This window comes from Micromonospora sp. NBRC 107095, assembly GCF_030269705.1.
Lineage (GTDB): Bacteria > Actinomycetota > Actinomycetes > Mycobacteriales > Micromonosporaceae > Micromonospora > Micromonospora parva.
The window spans coordinates 1,022,045-1,036,795 of the sequence record NZ_BSTU01000001.1 but is presented as its reverse complement, the minus strand read 5'-3'; the positions used below and the strand labels follow the sequence as shown (position 1 = coordinate 1,036,795).

Below are 14,751 nucleotides of genomic sequence, written 5' to 3'. Positions count from 1 at the left end.
GGGGTACCCCTCGACCAGGGACACCCCGTTGTGCGGGAACGACGAACGTCAGCGGACGCTGCGGGCGAACTGGCGGGCGGCCCAGTAGACGCCCAGCGCGGCGAGGACCGCGGTGATGGTGAGGCCCTGCCAGACCTTGTCGCTGCCCAGGTCACCGGCGAACAGCGACCGGGTGCCGTCGACCGCCCAGGAGAACGGGTTCCAGTTGGCGATGCCCTGCAACCAGCCGGGTGCGAAGGTCAGCGGCAGCAGGATGCCGGAGAGCAGGAGCACCGGCTGCGCCACGGTGTTCATCAGTGGGGCCAGCGCGTCCTCGCTCTTGACCTTGAGGGCGACGCCGTAGGAGACGGCCGAGGTCATGAGGGCGATCAGGGCGAGCATCAGGTACGCCAGCAGCAGGTCCCCGATGAACACCCGCAGGTCGAACAGGAGCGCCAGCAGGGTGATGATGACCGCCTGCACCAGGAGCGAGACGACGTCGCGCAGCGAGCGGCCGAGCAGCAGGGCGAGCCGGCTGATCGGGGTGACCCGGGAGCGTTCGATGACGCCGGCCCGCAGCTCGGCGATCAGGCCGAAGCCCTGGAACAGGCCACCGAAGATGGCCAGCAGCACCAGCAGGCCCGGTACGAAGATCTTGTAAGCGGCGGCCTGGGTGGGTGCGTTCAGTGCGGGTTTGAGCAGCGGGGCGAAGAGCAGCAGGTACATGACCGGCTGGAAGACGCCGACGAAGACCCAGACCGGGTTGCGCAGCAGGAGTTGGGTCTGGCGCTGGAAGATCAGCCAGGTGTCACGGGCGAATTTCATGAGAGTCGTCTCCGGGGTCAGGACTCGCGCAGCGAGCGGCCGGTCTTGGTGAGGAAGACGTCGTCCAGGCTGGGTCGGTGCAGCTCGATCGAGCGCAGCTCCAGCCCGGCGTGGTCGAGTCGGCGCAGCACCTGCGGGATGGCGGTGGCGCCCTCGTCGACATAGAGGCGCAGGCCGCCCTCGTCGGCGGTTTCCAGCTTGTTGACGTACGGTTCGCCGTCGAGTGCCTGGGCGGCCTGGGGGGTGGCGGCCAGGTCGAGACCGACCAGCACCACGTCTCCGGAGATCTCCCGCTTGAGCTCGGCTGGGGTGCCCTCGGCCACCACCTCACCGTTGTCCATGATCGCGATCCGGTCGCAGAGCGCGTCGGCCTCGTCCAGGTAGTGCGTGGTGATGAAGACGGTCATGCCGTCGCCGCGGAGCCGCCGGATCTCGTCCCACATGTGGGCGCGGCTCTGCGGGTCGAGGCCGGTGGTCGGCTCGTCCAGGAAGACGATCTTCGGCTCGTGGATGATGCCGAGGGCGATCTCGACCCGGCGTCGCTGGCCGCCGGAGTAGGTCTTGCACTTGCGGTCGGCGTACTCGGTGAGCTGGAAGGCGTCCAGGGCGCGGGCGGCGCGGCGTTGCGCGTCGGCCTTGCTGATGCCGTACATCCGGGCGTGCAGCACCAGTTCCTCACGGGCGGTGGACTCGTCCCAGGTGCTGCCGCCCTGCGGGACGTACCCGATGCGGCGGCGCACCTCGGCCGGGTCCTTGCGCAGGTCGGCGCCCGCGATGGTGGCCTCGCCGCCATCCGGCTCGATCAGCGTGGCGAGCATCCGCAGCGTGGTGGTCTTGCCGGCGCCGTTCGGGCCGAGGAAGCCAAAGATCTCGCCCTTGGCGACGTCGAGGTCGACGCCCCGCACGGCGTCCACCGTCTTCGTCTCTCGACCTGCGCGGGAGCGGAACGATTTCCGCAGCCCCCTGGTCTCGATCATTTCTGCTCCTGGTCGTTCGGGCCGGTAGCGCCGGCCGTCGAGTGGGACGACGCCGGACGGCGCACTCCCCCGCTGTGCCGCCAGCAGGCTAACGCGATATAGCTTTCTTAGTCAACGTTGATTATTTCGCGTCGGCATCGGGCCGCTCCGCGCCATCCCTCCACCCTGACCAACCCTGCGCTTCATCCAGCTCAGCAGGCAGGTACGACACACCGGAATCGATGCGCTCCGCGATCCGCTCGCACCAGCTCATCTCCGCCTCGGCCCGCGCCGACCACAGCTCGAACATCCAGCCCACGTGTGCCGGCTTGCGGTTGCGCACCCAGTCCGAATCCAGCGAGGCGCGCATCGACTCGATGCCCGCCCGCAGCTGGTTGGCGCGGTTGCGCAGAGCGGCGGCCGCCTCGTCCCGTGGCATGGCCGGCAGGAAGGAGAAGGCCGCCACGAACGGGTCGGGGGGCTCGCTGATGGTCCACCAGGAGTTGCGTAACAGCGTCTCGAACTCGTCCTCCCCCTTGACGGTCACCTCGTACGTGGTGCGCGCCGGGCGGGCGCCGACCTGCTCGGTCGCCACGGCGCGGAGCAGCCCCTCCTCGGTGAGCTTGCGCAGGGCGTGATAGATCGATCCGGGTTGCACGTTCGCCCACTTGTCGGCGCTCCAGCTCAACAGCTCGCGGCGCACGTCGTAGCCGTGCACGGGCTGCATCCACCGCACCAGACCGAGAATCATCATCCGAGTCGAAGACACCGGACAAGCGTAATAGCCAAGTTTGACTAAACCGTGCCGGGTGCAGTGCGGCATCCCACACTGAGCGATCGTTAGGGCGGCCGTGGGCGGCCGATACACTCCCCGTCAGTAACCTGCCCGGGAGGAGCCACGAAGGTGCGCAAGGTACTCATCGCCAACCGCGGCGAGATCGCCGTCCGGGTGATCCGCGCGTGCCGCGACGCCGGCCTGGGCAGCGTCGCCGTCTACGCGGACTCCGACCGCGACGCCCTGCACGCCACCCTCGCGGACGAGGCGTACGCGCTCGGCGGGGACAGCGCGACCGAGACCTACCTGCGCATCGACAAGCTGCTCGACGTCGCCGCTCGGGCCGGCGCCGACGCCGTACACCCGGGTTACGGCTTCCTCAGTGAGAACGCCGACTTCGCCCAAGCCGTCATCGACGCCGGGCTGACCTGGATCGGCCCCACCCCACAGGCCATCCGTGACCTCGGTGACAAGGTCACCGCCCGGCACATCGCCCAGCGGGCCGGCGCGCCGCTGGTCCCGGGCACCCCGGACCCGGTGGGCAGCCCGGACGAGGTGATGGCGTTCGCCGTCGACCACGGCCTGCCGGTCGCCATCAAGGCCGCCTTCGGTGGCGGTGGGCGCGGCCTCAAGGTGGCCCGCACCATGGAGGAGATCCCGCAGCTCTTCGAGTCGGCCACCCGGGAGGCGGTCGCCGCGTTCGGTCGGGGCGAGTGCTTCGTCGAGCGGTACCTCGACCAGCCCCGGCACGTCGAGGCGCAGGTCCTCGCCGACCAGCACGGCAACGTGATCGTGGTGGGCACCCGGGACTGCTCGTTGCAACGACGCCACCAGAAGCTCGTCGAGGAGGCGCCCGCGCCGTTCCTCACCGACGCCCAGCGCGCCCAGATCCACGACAGTGCCAAGGCGATCTGCCGCGAAGCCGGCTACCACGGCGCCGGCACCGTGGAATACCTGGTCGGCGTCGATGGCACCATCTCCTTCCTGGAGGTCAACACCCGCCTTCAGGTCGAGCACCCGGTCACCGAGGAGACCGCCGGCATCGACCTGGTCCGCGAGCAGTTCCGGATCGCCGACGGCGAGAAGCTGCGGATCACCGAGGACCCGACCCCGCGCGGGCACGCGATCGAGTTCCGGATCAACGGCGAGGACCCGGGCCGCAACTTCCTGCCCGCCCCGGGCACTGTCACCGCACTGCGCCTGCCCAGCGGGCCGGGGGTTCGGGTCGACACCGGCATCTCGGCCGGCGACGTGATCGGCGGCAACTTCGACTCACTGCTCGCCAAGGTGATCATCACGGGTGAGACGCGGACCGAGGCGCTGGAGCGCGCCCGCCGCGCGCTGGACGAGATGGTCCTCGACGGCATGGCCACCGCGCTGCCGTTCCACCGGCTCGTGGTGCGGGACGAGGCGTTCACCGCCGAGCCGTTCACAGTGCACACCCGGTGGATCGAGACGGAGTTCCACAACACCGTGCCGCCGTTCACCGCCGCCGCCGGCGCCGCCGAGGCGCCGGCCGACCGCGACACCGTCGTGGTCGAGGTGGGCGGCAAGCGCCTCGAGGTCAGCCTTCCCGCCGGCTTCGGCGGGGGTACGACCACCGCGGCACCCGCCTCCCGCAAGCCGACCCGGCGCGGGGGCGGTGCCAAGGCCGGCGCTCCGGTCGGTGGCGACACACTCACCTCGCCGATGCAGGGCACCATCGTGAAGATCGCGGTCGCGGACGGCGACACCGTGGCCGAGGGTGACCTGGTCGTGGTGTTGGAGGCGATGAAGATGGAGCAGCCGCTGCACGCGCACAAGGCGGGCACGGTCAGCGGTCTCAGCGCCGAGGTCGGTGCCGTGATCACCGCTGGCGCCGCCATCTGCACCATCGCCTGAGCCGTCGTCCGGCGGGCAGTCAGCGCAGGGTTTCGGTGGCGACCGCGCGGACGGCGGCGGTCAGCGCGTTCAGCACATCGGACTCCAGCCGCCAGTGCTGCCAGTACAGCGGGACGTCGAGGTGTCGGCCTGGCGCGAGGTCGACCCAGCGGCCGGCGGCCAGGTCGGCCTGGGCGATCTGTTCCGGCACCAGGCTCCAGCCCAGCCCGAGCCGGATCGTCTCGCTGAACGCCGGCACCGACGGTACGTAGTGCACCGGCGGGTCGAGCGCCCGGCCGGCCACCGCCCGGATGAAGCGGTGTTGTATCCGGTCCTTCCGATCGAAGACGACAAGTGGCGCGCTCGTCAGCGTGGCGGCGGTGAATCCCGCGGCGAAGTGGGACGCCGCGAACTCCGGTGTGGCCAGCGCGCGGTAGCGCATGGCGCCGAGTCGCAGCACCCGGCAGCCCTGCACGGCCTCCCGCTGGCCGGTGACCGCCGCCGTCACCGACCCGTCGCGGAGCAGTTCGGCGGTGTGGTCCTGATCGTCCTGCCGCAGGTCGAACGAGAGCCCGGCCCGCTGCGGCAACCGGGCCAGCACGGCGGGGAACCAGCTGGCCAGTGAGTCCGCGTTGACCACCACGGCGACCCGGATCCGGCCACCGCCGGCCAGCGGGCCGCGGGCATCGGCCAGCGCCTCCCGTTCGAGCAGCAGCAGCTGGCCGGCGAGGCGCAGCAGCGGACGGCCGGCGTCGGTTGCCACGCACGGTCGGGCACGGCGGACCAGCACCTGGCCGACGGTCTCCTCCAACGCCTTGATCCGTTGACTCACCGCCGACGGCGTGACGTGCAGCAGCCGGGCCGCCGCGTCGAAGCTGCCCTCCGCCACCACCGCCGCGAGCGTCCGCAGCTGCGTCGAATCGAGACCATCCATCAGCTCAGCTTAAGTTGCGTCAGAATCTTTAGTTGGACTGCTTATCACCGACAGCCCTAGCGTCGAGTCCGTGCTCACCTCCGCCGTCGCCGGCTTCTCGATCTCCATCGCGCTCATCGTCGCCATCGGCGCTCAGAACGCCTTCGTCCTGCGCCAGGGTCTGCGCCGCGAGCACGTGGTACCCGTGGTGCTGACCTGCGCCGTATCGGATGCGCTGCTGATCACCGCGGGCGTCGCCGGGGTCGGCACGCTGGTGACGGCCCGACCGGGCCTGCTGATGGCGATCCGGTGGGGCGGCGCGGCGTTCCTGCTCTGCTACGCGGGGCTCGCCGCCCGCCGCGCCCTGCGTCCCGGCACCCTGCTGCCCACCGAGCGGCCGCCGGCCACCCTGGGAGCCACACTGCTCGCCTGCGCCGCCTTCACCTACCTGAACCCCCACGTCTACCTGGACACCGTGCTGCTCCTCGGCGGGGTGGCCCAACAACACCCACACCGGTGGGTCTTCGGCGCCGGGGCCGCCCTGGCCAGCGGGGTCTGGTTCTCCGCGCTCGGCGTCGGCGCGCAGCGCCTCGCGCCGCTGCTCGCCCGTGCCGCCGCCTGGCGGGTGCTGGACGCGGTCATCGCCGTGGTGATGACCGGCCTGGCCGTGGCACTCCTGCTGGGCTGACCGGCCCTGCCGGCGGAGAACGACCAGGCCACCCGGGCCAGGCGCGCCTGCGGCCAGACCGTGCGGGCGGGCGCCGACCGGGCCAGCCAGCGACGATGCGAGTGTTTTCCACGACCACCGGCGGTGGAACTGACCGCGAGCGGGAATGATTGCCGGGTGCGGTTCCTTCACGGCGCGGTCCCCGCGCACGACCTGACCTATACCGACGTCTTCATGGCGCCGGCCCGCTCCGACCTGGGTTCCCGGCTCGACGTCGACCTGTCCACCGGCGATGGCACCGGCACCACCATCCCGTTGGTGGTGTCGAACATGACGGCAGTCGCCGGACGGCGGATGGCGGAGACGGTCGCCCGCCGGGGTGCCATCGCGGTGATCCCGCAGGACATTCCGATCGAGGTGGTGGCGAATGTCGTCGCCTGGGTGAAACAGCGCCACCTCGTCTACGACACGCCGATCACGCTCGGCCCGACCGACACCGTGGGCGACGCCATCCACCTACTGCCCAAGCGCTCGCACGGTGCGGTCATCGTGGTCGACGACGCCGGCCGGCCGATGGGTGTGGTCACCGAGGCGGACACCACGGGCGTGGACCGGTTCGCCCAGCTGCGGCACGTGATGTCCACCGAGCTGCACACCGTCCCGGCGGACTCGGATCCGCGTACGGGCTTCGATCTGCTCTCGGCGGGCCGTCGCCGACTCGCCCCGGTGGTGGACGCCGAGGGTCGACTGGTCGGAGTACTGACCCGGCAGGGCGCGTTGCGGGCCACCCTCTACACGCCGGCGGTGGACGACCGGGGTCGGCTGCGGATCGCCGCCGCCGTCGGAATCAACGGTGACGTCACCGGCAAGGCCTCGGCGCTGCTGGAGGCCGGGGTGGACACGTTGGTGGTGGACACCGCCCACGGCCACCAGGCACGGATGCTCTCCGCACTCCAGGCGGTCCGCAAGCTGGACCCGGGGGTGCCGGTGGCGGCCGGCAACGTGGTCACCGCCGAGGGCGTACGCGACCTGGTGGAGGCCGGTGCGGACATCATCAAGGTCGGCGTCGGCCCCGGCGCGATGTGCACCACCCGGATGATGACCGGCGTGGGTCGGCCGCAGTTCTCAGCCGTGCTCGACTGCGCGGCGGCCGCCCGCCAACTGGGCCGGCACGTGTGGGCCGACGGTGGGGTGCGGCACCCCCGGGACGTGGCGCTCGCGCTCGCCGCCGGGGCGTCGAACGTGATGATCGGTTCCTGGTTCGCCGGCACCTACGAGTCCCCCGGTGACCTGTACACCGACGTGGACGGCCGGCGGTACAAGGAGAGCTTCGGGATGGCCTCGGCCCGGGCGGTCAGCGCCCGAACCGCCGACGACAGCCCGTACGACCGGGCCCGTAAGGCGGTCTTCGAGGAGGGCATCTCGTCGGCCCGGATGCACCTGGACCCGGCCCGACCGGGCGTCGAGGACCTGATCGACGAGATCATCGCGGGGGTACGCAGCGCCTTCACCTACGCCGGCGCCCGGAACCTCACCCAGTTCCACGAGCGGGCGATCGTCGGCGTGCAGAGCGCCGCCGGCTTCACCGAAGGAATGCCCCTCCCCACCAGCTGGTAACCCCCTCTGGTTGATCATGAAGTTGTTGCCTCTCGCGTCGGCGTGTCGTGGCAACAACTTCATGATCAACGAAGGAGGGGCGGGGTTTAGGTTGTCAGTCGGCGGAGGACTGTGCGGGCTGCCTCGCGGGGGTTGTCGCCCACTCGGTCGGGCAGTGCGCCGGCCAGCCAGAGGGTGGCGAAGCCGTGTGCGATCGACCAGGCGGCGAGCGCGTCCCGGCCGGGGTCGGCAGGCGTGCCGCCGGTGGGTAGCGTCGCCACCCCGGCGCGGAGCGCGGCGCCAGCCCGACCCTGGGCGGCGATCAGCTCGGCGTCGTCGGCCCGGTGCAGCTCGGGCCGGAACATCACCTCGAAGTACGCGCGGCGCGTGACGGCGAAGTCGACGTAGGCGACACCGGCCTCCAGCAGGTCGCCATCCGCCTCGGTCAACGTCTGGGTCAGCAGGTCGAAGCCCTGTGTGGCGAGCGCGGTGAGCAGGCCCGCCTTGTCGCCGAAGTGGTGGGCGGGCGCGGCGTGCGAGACGCCGGCCCGTCGGGCCAGGTCGCGCAGGCTCAGCGCGACCGGCCCGACCTCCTCGATGGCCTCCAGCGCCGCGGCGAGCAGCGCGCGGCGCAGGTCGCCGTGATGGTACGAGCGCGTGTCGGTCACCCCCGAATCCTAATCTTGCCATTGACAAGATGCCACTTCTCAACGAATCTTGTCACTGACAAGTTTTGTTGAGGAGGATTCCGATGGCACCCCTGATCGCCCTGATCGCCGGCACCGCCCTGGCCCGGCTCGCTGGCCTGGCCGGCGTCGCCGCACTGGACGGCTGGCTCCCCGCACTGCGTGTCGGACTGGCCGTGATGTTCACGCTGACCGCCGTCGCGCACTTCGCCGGCCAGCGGCGGGCCGGACTGATCGCCATGGTCCCGCCCCGCCTGCCCCGGCCGGAGCTGCTGGTCACCGTCACCGGCGTACTGGAGCTGGTCGGTGCGATCGGCCTGCTGCTGCCGGCGACCGCCCGAGTGGCGGCGGCCGGACTCGGCCTGCTCATGCTCGCCATGTTCCCGGCCAACGTCTCGGCCGCCCGTCGCCAGCTGACCCTCGCCGGCCGCCCGGTCACCCCGCTGGCCCCGCGCACCGCCCTGCAGATCCTGTTCGTGGCCGCTGCCACGGTAATTTCGTTTGGTGCCTGACTATCAGGGGGCTAATCTACCCCTCGTGGAACTCATCACCCTCCAGGACGTGCCGCTCGGTCGGCTCCTGGTGGTGGCCGGGCACCTCGTCGGGCAGCGGTGGAACCGCTACCTCGCCGAGGAGCACGGCCTCACCCAGGCCGGCATGATCACCCTGATGACGCTCGCCCGACACGGCGAGCTACCCCACCGGAAGGTCGCCGAGAAGGGGTTCGTCCGCCCAGCGACCCTCACCGGCATCGTCGACACCCTCGAACGCGACGGTCTGGTCGAGCGGCAGCGCGACGACAGCGACCGGCGCAGCATCCGACTAGCCATCACCCCCGCCGGGCGGGAACGAGTGGCTGCGCTCGGCGCGCTCATGCACTCCGGACGGCCACTCACCTCGGTCGACGCCGACCCGGCGAAAGCCCAGGTGATCCGGGAGTTTCTGCTTGAGGTCATCGGCAGCGGAGACGACCCGCGGATGACCGGACGCCCCACCGAAGCGGAGGACCCGGCGTGCTGATCCGACTCCTGCGCGGCCAACTGCGCACCTACCAGAAACCGCTGCTGGCGGTGGTGCTGCTCCAGTTCGTGGGCACCATGGCCTCGCTCTACCTGCCCAGCCTCAACGCGGACATCATCGACCAGGGCGTGGCCCGGGGCGACACCGACTACATCGTGCGCACCGGCGGCTGGATGCTGCTGGTCAGCCTGGTCCAGATCGTCTGTTCGATCGCCGCCGTCTACCTGGGCGCCCGGGTCGCGATGGGCTTCGGCCGGGACGTACGCGCCGAGCTGTTCGGGCACGTCAACCGCTTCTCCGCCCGCGAGGTGGCCCGGTTCGGGGCACCGTCACTGATCACCCGCAACACCAACGACGTGCAGCAGGTGCAGATGCTCGTGCTGATGAGCTGCACGATGCTGGTCGCCGCACCGATCATGAGCGTCGGCGGGGTGTTCATGGCGCTGCGTGAGGACGTCGGGCTCTCCTGGCTGATGCTGGTCAGCGTGCCGGTGCTGGCCATCGCCCTCGGCGCGATCATCCGCCGGATGGTGCCGGGCTTCCGGCTGATGCAGACCCGCATCGACACGGTCAACCGGGTGCTGCGGGAGCAGATCACCGGCATCCGGGTGGTCCGCGCGTTCGTCCGCGAGCCGTACGAGACGGACCGTTTCGCCGTCGCCAACGCCGACCTGACCGCCACCGCGCTGCGTACCGGTCGACTGCTGGCGTTGATCTTCCCGGTGGTCATGCTGGTGCTGAACGTCTCCAGCGTGGCGGTGCTCTGGTTCGGCGCGCAGCGGGTGGACGCCGGTGCGATCCAGGTCGGCGCGCTCACCGCGTTCCTGCAGTACCTGATGCAGATCCTGATGGCGGTCATGATGGCCACCTTCATGCTGATGATGGTGCCGCGGGCGGCGGTCTGCGCCGAACGGATCGTCGAGGTGCTGGACACCGACTCCTCGGTGGTTCCGGCCACCGCGCCGGTCACCGAACTGCCCGGCCGGGCCGAGCTGGAGCTGCGCGGAGTGCGCTTCCAGTACCCGGGAGCGGTGGAGCCGGTGCTGCGTGACATCTCCTTCCGGGCGACCCCGGGCACCACCACGGCGATCATCGGCAGCACCGGCGCGGGCAAGACGACACTGCTGTCGCTGATCCCCCGCCTGGTCGACGTGACCGCCGGCGCGGTGCTGGTCGACGGGGTGGACGTGCGGGAACTGGCACCGGATGAGCTGTGGCGACGCATCGGCCTGGTGCCGCAACGGCCGTACCTGTTCACCGGGACCGTCGCCAGCAACCTGCGCTACGGCAACCCGGACGCCACCGACGAGGAGCTGTGGACGGCGTTGGAGATCGCCCAGGCCCGGGACTTCGTGGCCCAGATGCCCGGCGGGCTGGAGGCCCCGATCGCCCAGGGCGGCACCACCGTCTCCGGTGGACAGCGGCAGCGTCTCGCCATCGCCCGGGCCCTGGTCCGGCAACCGGAGATCTACCTCTTCGACGACTCGTTCTCCGCGCTCGACCTGGGCACCGACGCACGGCTGCGAGCGGCACTACGGCCGGTCACCGCGCAGTCCGCGGTGGTGATCGTGGCCCAGCGGGTCTCCACGATCATCGACGCCGACCAGATCATCGTTCTCGAGAACGGAGGGGTCGTCGGAGTGGGACGACATGCCGAGCTGTTGGAGACCTGCCCGACGTACGCCGAGATCGTGGCCTCGCAGCAGACGACGGAGGTGGCCGCATGAGCGAGCGTGAGGAACCGCGCACCGCGGCCGTACCCAGTCAGAAGCCGGCCGGCGACCAGCGGACGCCGGGAGGCGACGCGCCACAACAGCCCGGCGGCGACGCCGCGCAGCAGCCCGGCGGGGAGGCGCGGACGCCGAAGCGGCTGCCGCCCGGCCGTCAGGGCGGCGGCCCGGGGTGGATGGGCGCCGGGATGCCCGCCGAGAAGTCGATGAACTTCGGCCCGTCGGCCCGACGGTTGCTCGGCCGGCTGCGCTCGCACCGGTTGCACCTGGCCGCGATCATCACGTTGGCCGTGGTGAGCGTCGGGTTCAGCGTGGCCGGGCCGAAGATCCTCGGCCACGCCACCGACCTGATCTTCACTGGGGTGATCGGCCGGCAACTGCCCGCCGGCACCACCGCCGACCAGGCCGTCGCGGCGGCCCGCGCCAGCGGCAACGACAGCTTCGCCGACATGCTGGCCCGGATGGACGTGGTGCCCGGGGTCGGCATCGACTTCAGCGCCCTGGGTCGGGTGCTGCTGTTGGCGCTCGGGCTCTACCTGGCGGCGAGCCTGCTGTCCTGGTGGCAGGGCTGGCTGCTCAACGGCGTGGTCCAGCGCACGGTGCTACGACTGCGCGCCGAGGTGGAGGAGAAGCTCAACCGGCTCCCGCTGCCCTACTTCGACCGGCAGCCGCGCGGTGAGTTGCTCAGCCGGGTCACCAACGACATCGACAACATCTCCACCAGCCTCCAGCAGACCCTCAGCCAGCTCCTCACCTCGCTGCTGACCGTCATCGGGGTGCTGGCCGTGATGTTCTGGATCTCGCCGGTGCTGGCCCTGGTGGCCCTGGTCGCGGTGCCATTGTCGGTGCTGGTCACCCAGCGCATCGCCAAGCGCTCGCAGAAGCAGTTCATCGCCCAGTGGACGCACACCGGCGAGTTGAACGGCCAGATCGAGGAGGCGTACACCGGTCACGAGCTGGTGAAGGTCTTCGGCCGGCAGCGTGAGGTCGAGGCCGCGTTCCACGCGAAGAACGAGGAGCTGTTCCGGGCCAGCTTCGGGGCGCAGTTCATCTCCGGGATCATCATGCCGTCGATGATGTTCATCGGAAACCTGAGCTACGTGGCGATCGCCGTGGTCGGTGGGCTGCGGGTCGCCTCCGGCACGATGAGCCTCGGCGACGTGCAGGCGTTCATCCAGTACTCCCGCCAGTTCACCCAGCCGCTCACCCAGCTCGCCTCGATGGCCAACCTGCTCCAGTCCGGGGTGGCCTCGGCCGAGCGGGTCTTCGCGGTGCTCGACGCGGACGAGCAGACCCCCGACCCGGTCGAACCGGCCCGGGTCACCGACCCGCACGGTCGGGTGGAGTTCGAGCACGTGTCGTTCCGCTACGAGCCGGACAAGCCGCTCATCGACGACCTGTCACTGGTCGCCGAGCCCGGCCACACAGTGGCCATCGTCGGCCCGACCGGTGCCGGCAAGACCACACTGGTCAACCTGGTGATGCGCTTCTACGAGCTGGACGCCGGCCGGATCACGCTCGACGGGGTGGACATCACCACGATGCGCCGCGACGACCTGCGCGGCCGGATCGGCATGGTGCTCCAGGACACCTGGCTCTTCGGCGGCACCATCCGGGACAACATCGCCTACGGACGGCCGGACGCCACCGAGGAGGAGATCCTCGCCGCGGCCCGGGCCACCTTCGTGGACCGGTTCGTGCGCAGTCTGCCCGACGGCTACGACACGGTCATTGACGAGGAGGGCAGCAACGTCAGCGCAGGCGAGAAGCAGCTCATCACCATCGCGCGGGCGTTCCTCGCCGAACCGTCCCTGCTGATCCTGGACGAGGCGACCAGCTCGGTGGACACCCGCACCGAGGTGCTGCTGCAACGGGCGATGGCCGCGCTGCGCTCGGACCGGACCAGCTTCGTCATCGCGCACCGGCTCTCCACCATCCGCGACGCCGACCTGATCCTGATGATGGAGAACGGTCGGATCGTCGAGCAGGGCACCCACGAGCAGTTGCTCGCCGCCCAGGGGGCGTACCACGCGCTCTACCGCTCACAGTTCACCGCTGCGGTGGTCGACGAGGAACCCGCCGCGCAACCGGCGTCGGTGTAGGGCGGACCGCCATGCGCACAGCGGTCCGCCCCGGATCCGGCAGTCGGTCAGCCCTGCGGCAGCAGGTCGGCGGCGCGGGCCGCGACCTGCCCGCCGATCAGGGCGAGCGCGGCGTCGGCAGGCATCGGGGCCAGGGCGTGGCCGCCGCGCAGCCGCAGTGCGAGGTGGCCGTCGGCCACCTCCCGGGCACCCAACACCCCGAGGTACGGGACGCGGCGGCGGGCCGCGTCCCGGACCCGGGCGCCCAGCGAGCCGGCGACGTCGACCTCGACCCGCAGGCCGACCTCGGCCGCCCGTCGGGCCAGGTCGGCCGCCGCGTCGGCCTGGCCGTCGTCGACCGGCAGCAGCACCAGTTGCACCGGCGCGTACCAGGCCGGGAACGCCCCCTCGTGCACCTCGATCAGGTACGCGAACAACCGCTCCATGCTGCCGACCAGACTGCGATGCAGCATGACCGGTCGACGCCGGCTGCCATCCGAGTCGGTGTACGACAGGTCGAACCGTTCCGGTTTGTCGAAGTCCACCTGGATGGTGGAGATGGTCGACTCCCGGCCGGCCGCGTCGACGATCTGAATATCGATCTTCGGGCCGTAGAAGGCGGCCTCCCCCGGCGCCTCCACGTACTCCACCCCGGCCAGCGCCTCCCGGAGCAGCGCCTCGGCACGGGCCCACTGCGCGTCGTCGCCGACGTACTTCTCGCCCGGCCCGCGCAGCGACAACCGGAACCCGGCCGGACGGACGCCGAGCGCGGCGTGCGCGGCGCGGATCAGCCCGAGGATCTCGACGACCTCCGCGCCGACCTGCTCGGGGGCGCAGAAGGTGTGCGCGTCGTTGAGCGAGATGGCGCGAACCCGGGACAGCCCGCCGAGCACGCCGGAGCGCTCCGAGCGGTACATCCCGCCCAGCTCGGCGATCCGCAACGGCAACTCCCGGTAGGAGCGCCCCCGCGCCCGGAAGACCAGCGCGTGGTGCGGGCAGAGCGCCGGCCGGAGCACGAACTCGTCGTCGGCGCTCAGCCGCATCGGCGGGAACATGTCGTCGGCGAAGTAGCCGAGATGACCGGAGAGTTCGAAGAGTTCCCGCTTACCCAGCGGCGGCGAGTAGACGTGCTGGTGGCCGGAGCGGTGCTCCAACTCCCGGACGTACTCCTCGACGGCGTGCCGGGCGGCGGCGCCCGCCGGCAGCCAGATGGGCAGGCCGGCGCCGGCCAGCGGATCGGAGACGAAGAGGTCCAGCTCGCGGCCGAGCCTACGGTGGTCGATCATGTCGGGCTCCTGGATCGGGTACGACCCGGAGGCGACCTGAGCTCCGTTCGGCGCACTGCCCTCGGGGGCGGATCGCCCCGGGGCCTGGTCGACGGTGGTTACGTCAGAGCGGCGCGCCGGGGATTCCCGGCGTCGTGGTCTGCACTACCGCGCTGCGCATGGGGCGACCGTACCCGCGCGACGATCGGGGACGCACCTGGATTTACGGGGTGGGCCGCCGGCGCGGGACCCGCCGGCGGCCCTGGCGGCCGAATCGTCAGGAACGGGGGACCCGACGGGCGTGGCCGCGCCGACAACGGTACGCCGACGAACGCCGATCCGCCGCCCGCCTCGAACGGGTGGACGGTCCCCTGGACCCGTCACCCGGCAGCGATCAG

Annotated in this window: 13 protein-coding genes; 7 read left to right on the top strand and 6 right to left on the bottom strand. The window is 71.1% G+C overall.

Going from position 1 to position 14,751, the window contains the following annotated elements:
• Positions 1 to 48: 48 nt before the first annotated feature.
• From QSK15_RS04940 to QSK15_RS04930, 3 genes are all read right to left on the bottom strand, one after another.
• A complete protein-coding gene (locus tag QSK15_RS04940) occupies positions 49 to 804 on the bottom strand; it encodes an ABC transporter permease (RefSeq protein WP_285793082.1) in 756 nt (251 codons plus the stop codon).
• A gap of 17 nt (positions 805 to 821) precedes the next feature.
• Complete coding sequence (locus QSK15_RS04935; protein ID WP_285793081.1) at positions 822 to 1,781, bottom strand: ATP-binding cassette domain-containing protein; 960 nt, start codon at positions 1,779 to 1,781, stop codon at positions 822 to 824.
• A gap of 121 nt (positions 1,782 to 1,902) precedes the next feature.
• Complete coding sequence (locus QSK15_RS04930) at positions 1,903 to 2,514, bottom strand: PadR family transcriptional regulator (protein ID WP_285794336.1); 612 nt, start codon at positions 2,512 to 2,514, stop codon at positions 1,903 to 1,905.
• 150 nt (positions 2,515 to 2,664) lie between these two features.
• Here QSK15_RS04930 and QSK15_RS04925 point away from each other — a divergent pair, with 150 nt between their 5' ends.
• Entirely contained in the window at positions 2,665 to 4,416 is a 1,752-nt protein-coding gene (locus QSK15_RS04925; RefSeq protein WP_285793080.1) for an acetyl/propionyl/methylcrotonyl-CoA carboxylase subunit alpha, read from the top strand.
• Between the two features lie 19 nt (positions 4,417 to 4,435).
• On the opposite strand, the gene QSK15_RS04920 is transcribed toward QSK15_RS04925, so the two are convergent.
• On the bottom strand, positions 4,436 to 5,329 hold the full coding sequence (locus QSK15_RS04920; protein ID WP_285793079.1) for a LysR family transcriptional regulator ArgP: 894 nt from the start codon (positions 5,327 to 5,329) through the stop codon (positions 4,436 to 4,438).
• 70 nt (positions 5,330 to 5,399) lie between these two features.
• Here QSK15_RS04920 and QSK15_RS04915 point away from each other — a divergent pair, with 70 nt between their 5' ends.
• Positions 5,400 to 5,996, top strand: a complete 597-nt coding sequence (locus QSK15_RS04915; protein WP_285793078.1) for a LysE/ArgO family amino acid transporter — start codon at positions 5,400 to 5,402, stop codon at positions 5,994 to 5,996.
• 156 nt (positions 5,997 to 6,152) lie between these two features.
• A complete protein-coding gene (locus QSK15_RS04910) occupies positions 6,153 to 7,592 on the top strand; it encodes a GuaB1 family IMP dehydrogenase-related protein (RefSeq protein ID WP_285793077.1) in 1,440 nt (479 codons plus the stop codon).
• Between the two features lie 86 nt (positions 7,593 to 7,678).
• Here the strand turns inward: QSK15_RS04910 and QSK15_RS04905 are convergent, their stop codons facing one another.
• Positions 7,679 to 8,239: a TetR/AcrR family transcriptional regulator gene (locus tag QSK15_RS04905; RefSeq protein ID WP_285793076.1), complete on the bottom strand. Its 561-nt coding sequence runs from the start codon at positions 8,237 to 8,239 to the stop codon at positions 7,679 to 7,681.
• A gap of 83 nt (positions 8,240 to 8,322) precedes the next feature.
• Between QSK15_RS04905 and QSK15_RS04900 the strand changes: the two genes are divergently transcribed.
• From QSK15_RS04900 to QSK15_RS04885, 4 genes are all read left to right on the top strand, one after another.
• Complete coding sequence (locus QSK15_RS04900) at positions 8,323 to 8,769, top strand: DoxX family protein (protein ID WP_285793075.1); 447 nt, start codon at positions 8,323 to 8,325, stop codon at positions 8,767 to 8,769.
• A 25-nt stretch (positions 8,770 to 8,794) separates the two neighbouring features.
• Positions 8,795 to 9,277 (top strand): MarR family transcriptional regulator, encoded by a 483-nt coding sequence (locus tag QSK15_RS04895; RefSeq protein WP_030328938.1) that lies wholly within the window; start codon positions 8,795 to 8,797, stop codon positions 9,275 to 9,277.
• Entirely contained in the window at positions 9,271 to 11,004 is a 1,734-nt protein-coding gene (locus QSK15_RS04890; protein WP_285793074.1) for an ABC transporter ATP-binding protein, read from the top strand. The genes QSK15_RS04895 and QSK15_RS04890 overlap by 7 nt, the downstream gene beginning before the upstream one ends.
• A 179-nt stretch (positions 11,005 to 11,183) precedes the next feature.
• Positions 11,184 to 13,109, top strand: coding sequence for an ABC transporter ATP-binding protein (locus tag QSK15_RS04885; RefSeq protein ID WP_377619995.1), 1,926 nt, complete (start codon positions 11,184 to 11,186; stop codon positions 13,107 to 13,109).
• Positions 13,110 to 13,156: 47 nt separating this feature from the next.
• On the opposite strand, the gene thrS is transcribed toward QSK15_RS04885, so the two are convergent.
• A complete protein-coding gene (thrS, locus tag QSK15_RS04880) occupies positions 13,157 to 14,374 on the bottom strand; it encodes a threonine--tRNA ligase (protein WP_285793073.1) in 1,218 nt (405 codons plus the stop codon).
• Positions 14,375 to 14,751 lie beyond the last annotated feature (377 nt).

Coding starts and splice junctions, on each gene's coding strand:
- QSK15_RS04930 (WP_285794336.1), bottom strand. CDS start 2,514: ATGATGATTCTCGGTCTGGTGCGGTGGATGCAGCCCGTGCACGGCTAC.
- QSK15_RS04900 (WP_285793075.1), top strand. CDS start 8,323: ATGGCACCCCTGATCGCCCTGATCGCCGGCACCGCCCTGGCCCGGCTC.
- QSK15_RS04920 (WP_285793079.1), bottom strand. CDS start 5,329: ATGGATGGTCTCGATTCGACGCAGCTGCGGACGCTCGCGGCGGTGGTG.
- thrS (WP_285793073.1), bottom strand. CDS start 14,374: ATGATCGACCACCGTAGGCTCGGCCGCGAGCTGGACCTCTTCGTCTCC.
- QSK15_RS04935 (WP_285793081.1), bottom strand. CDS start 1,781: ATGATCGAGACCAGGGGGCTGCGGAAATCGTTCCGCTCCCGCGCAGGT.
- QSK15_RS04885 (WP_377619995.1), top strand. CDS start 11,184: ATGGGCGCCGGGATGCCCGCCGAGAAGTCGATGAACTTCGGCCCGTCG.
- QSK15_RS04940 (WP_285793082.1), bottom strand. CDS start 804: ATGAAATTCGCCCGTGACACCTGGCTGATCTTCCAGCGCCAGACCCAA.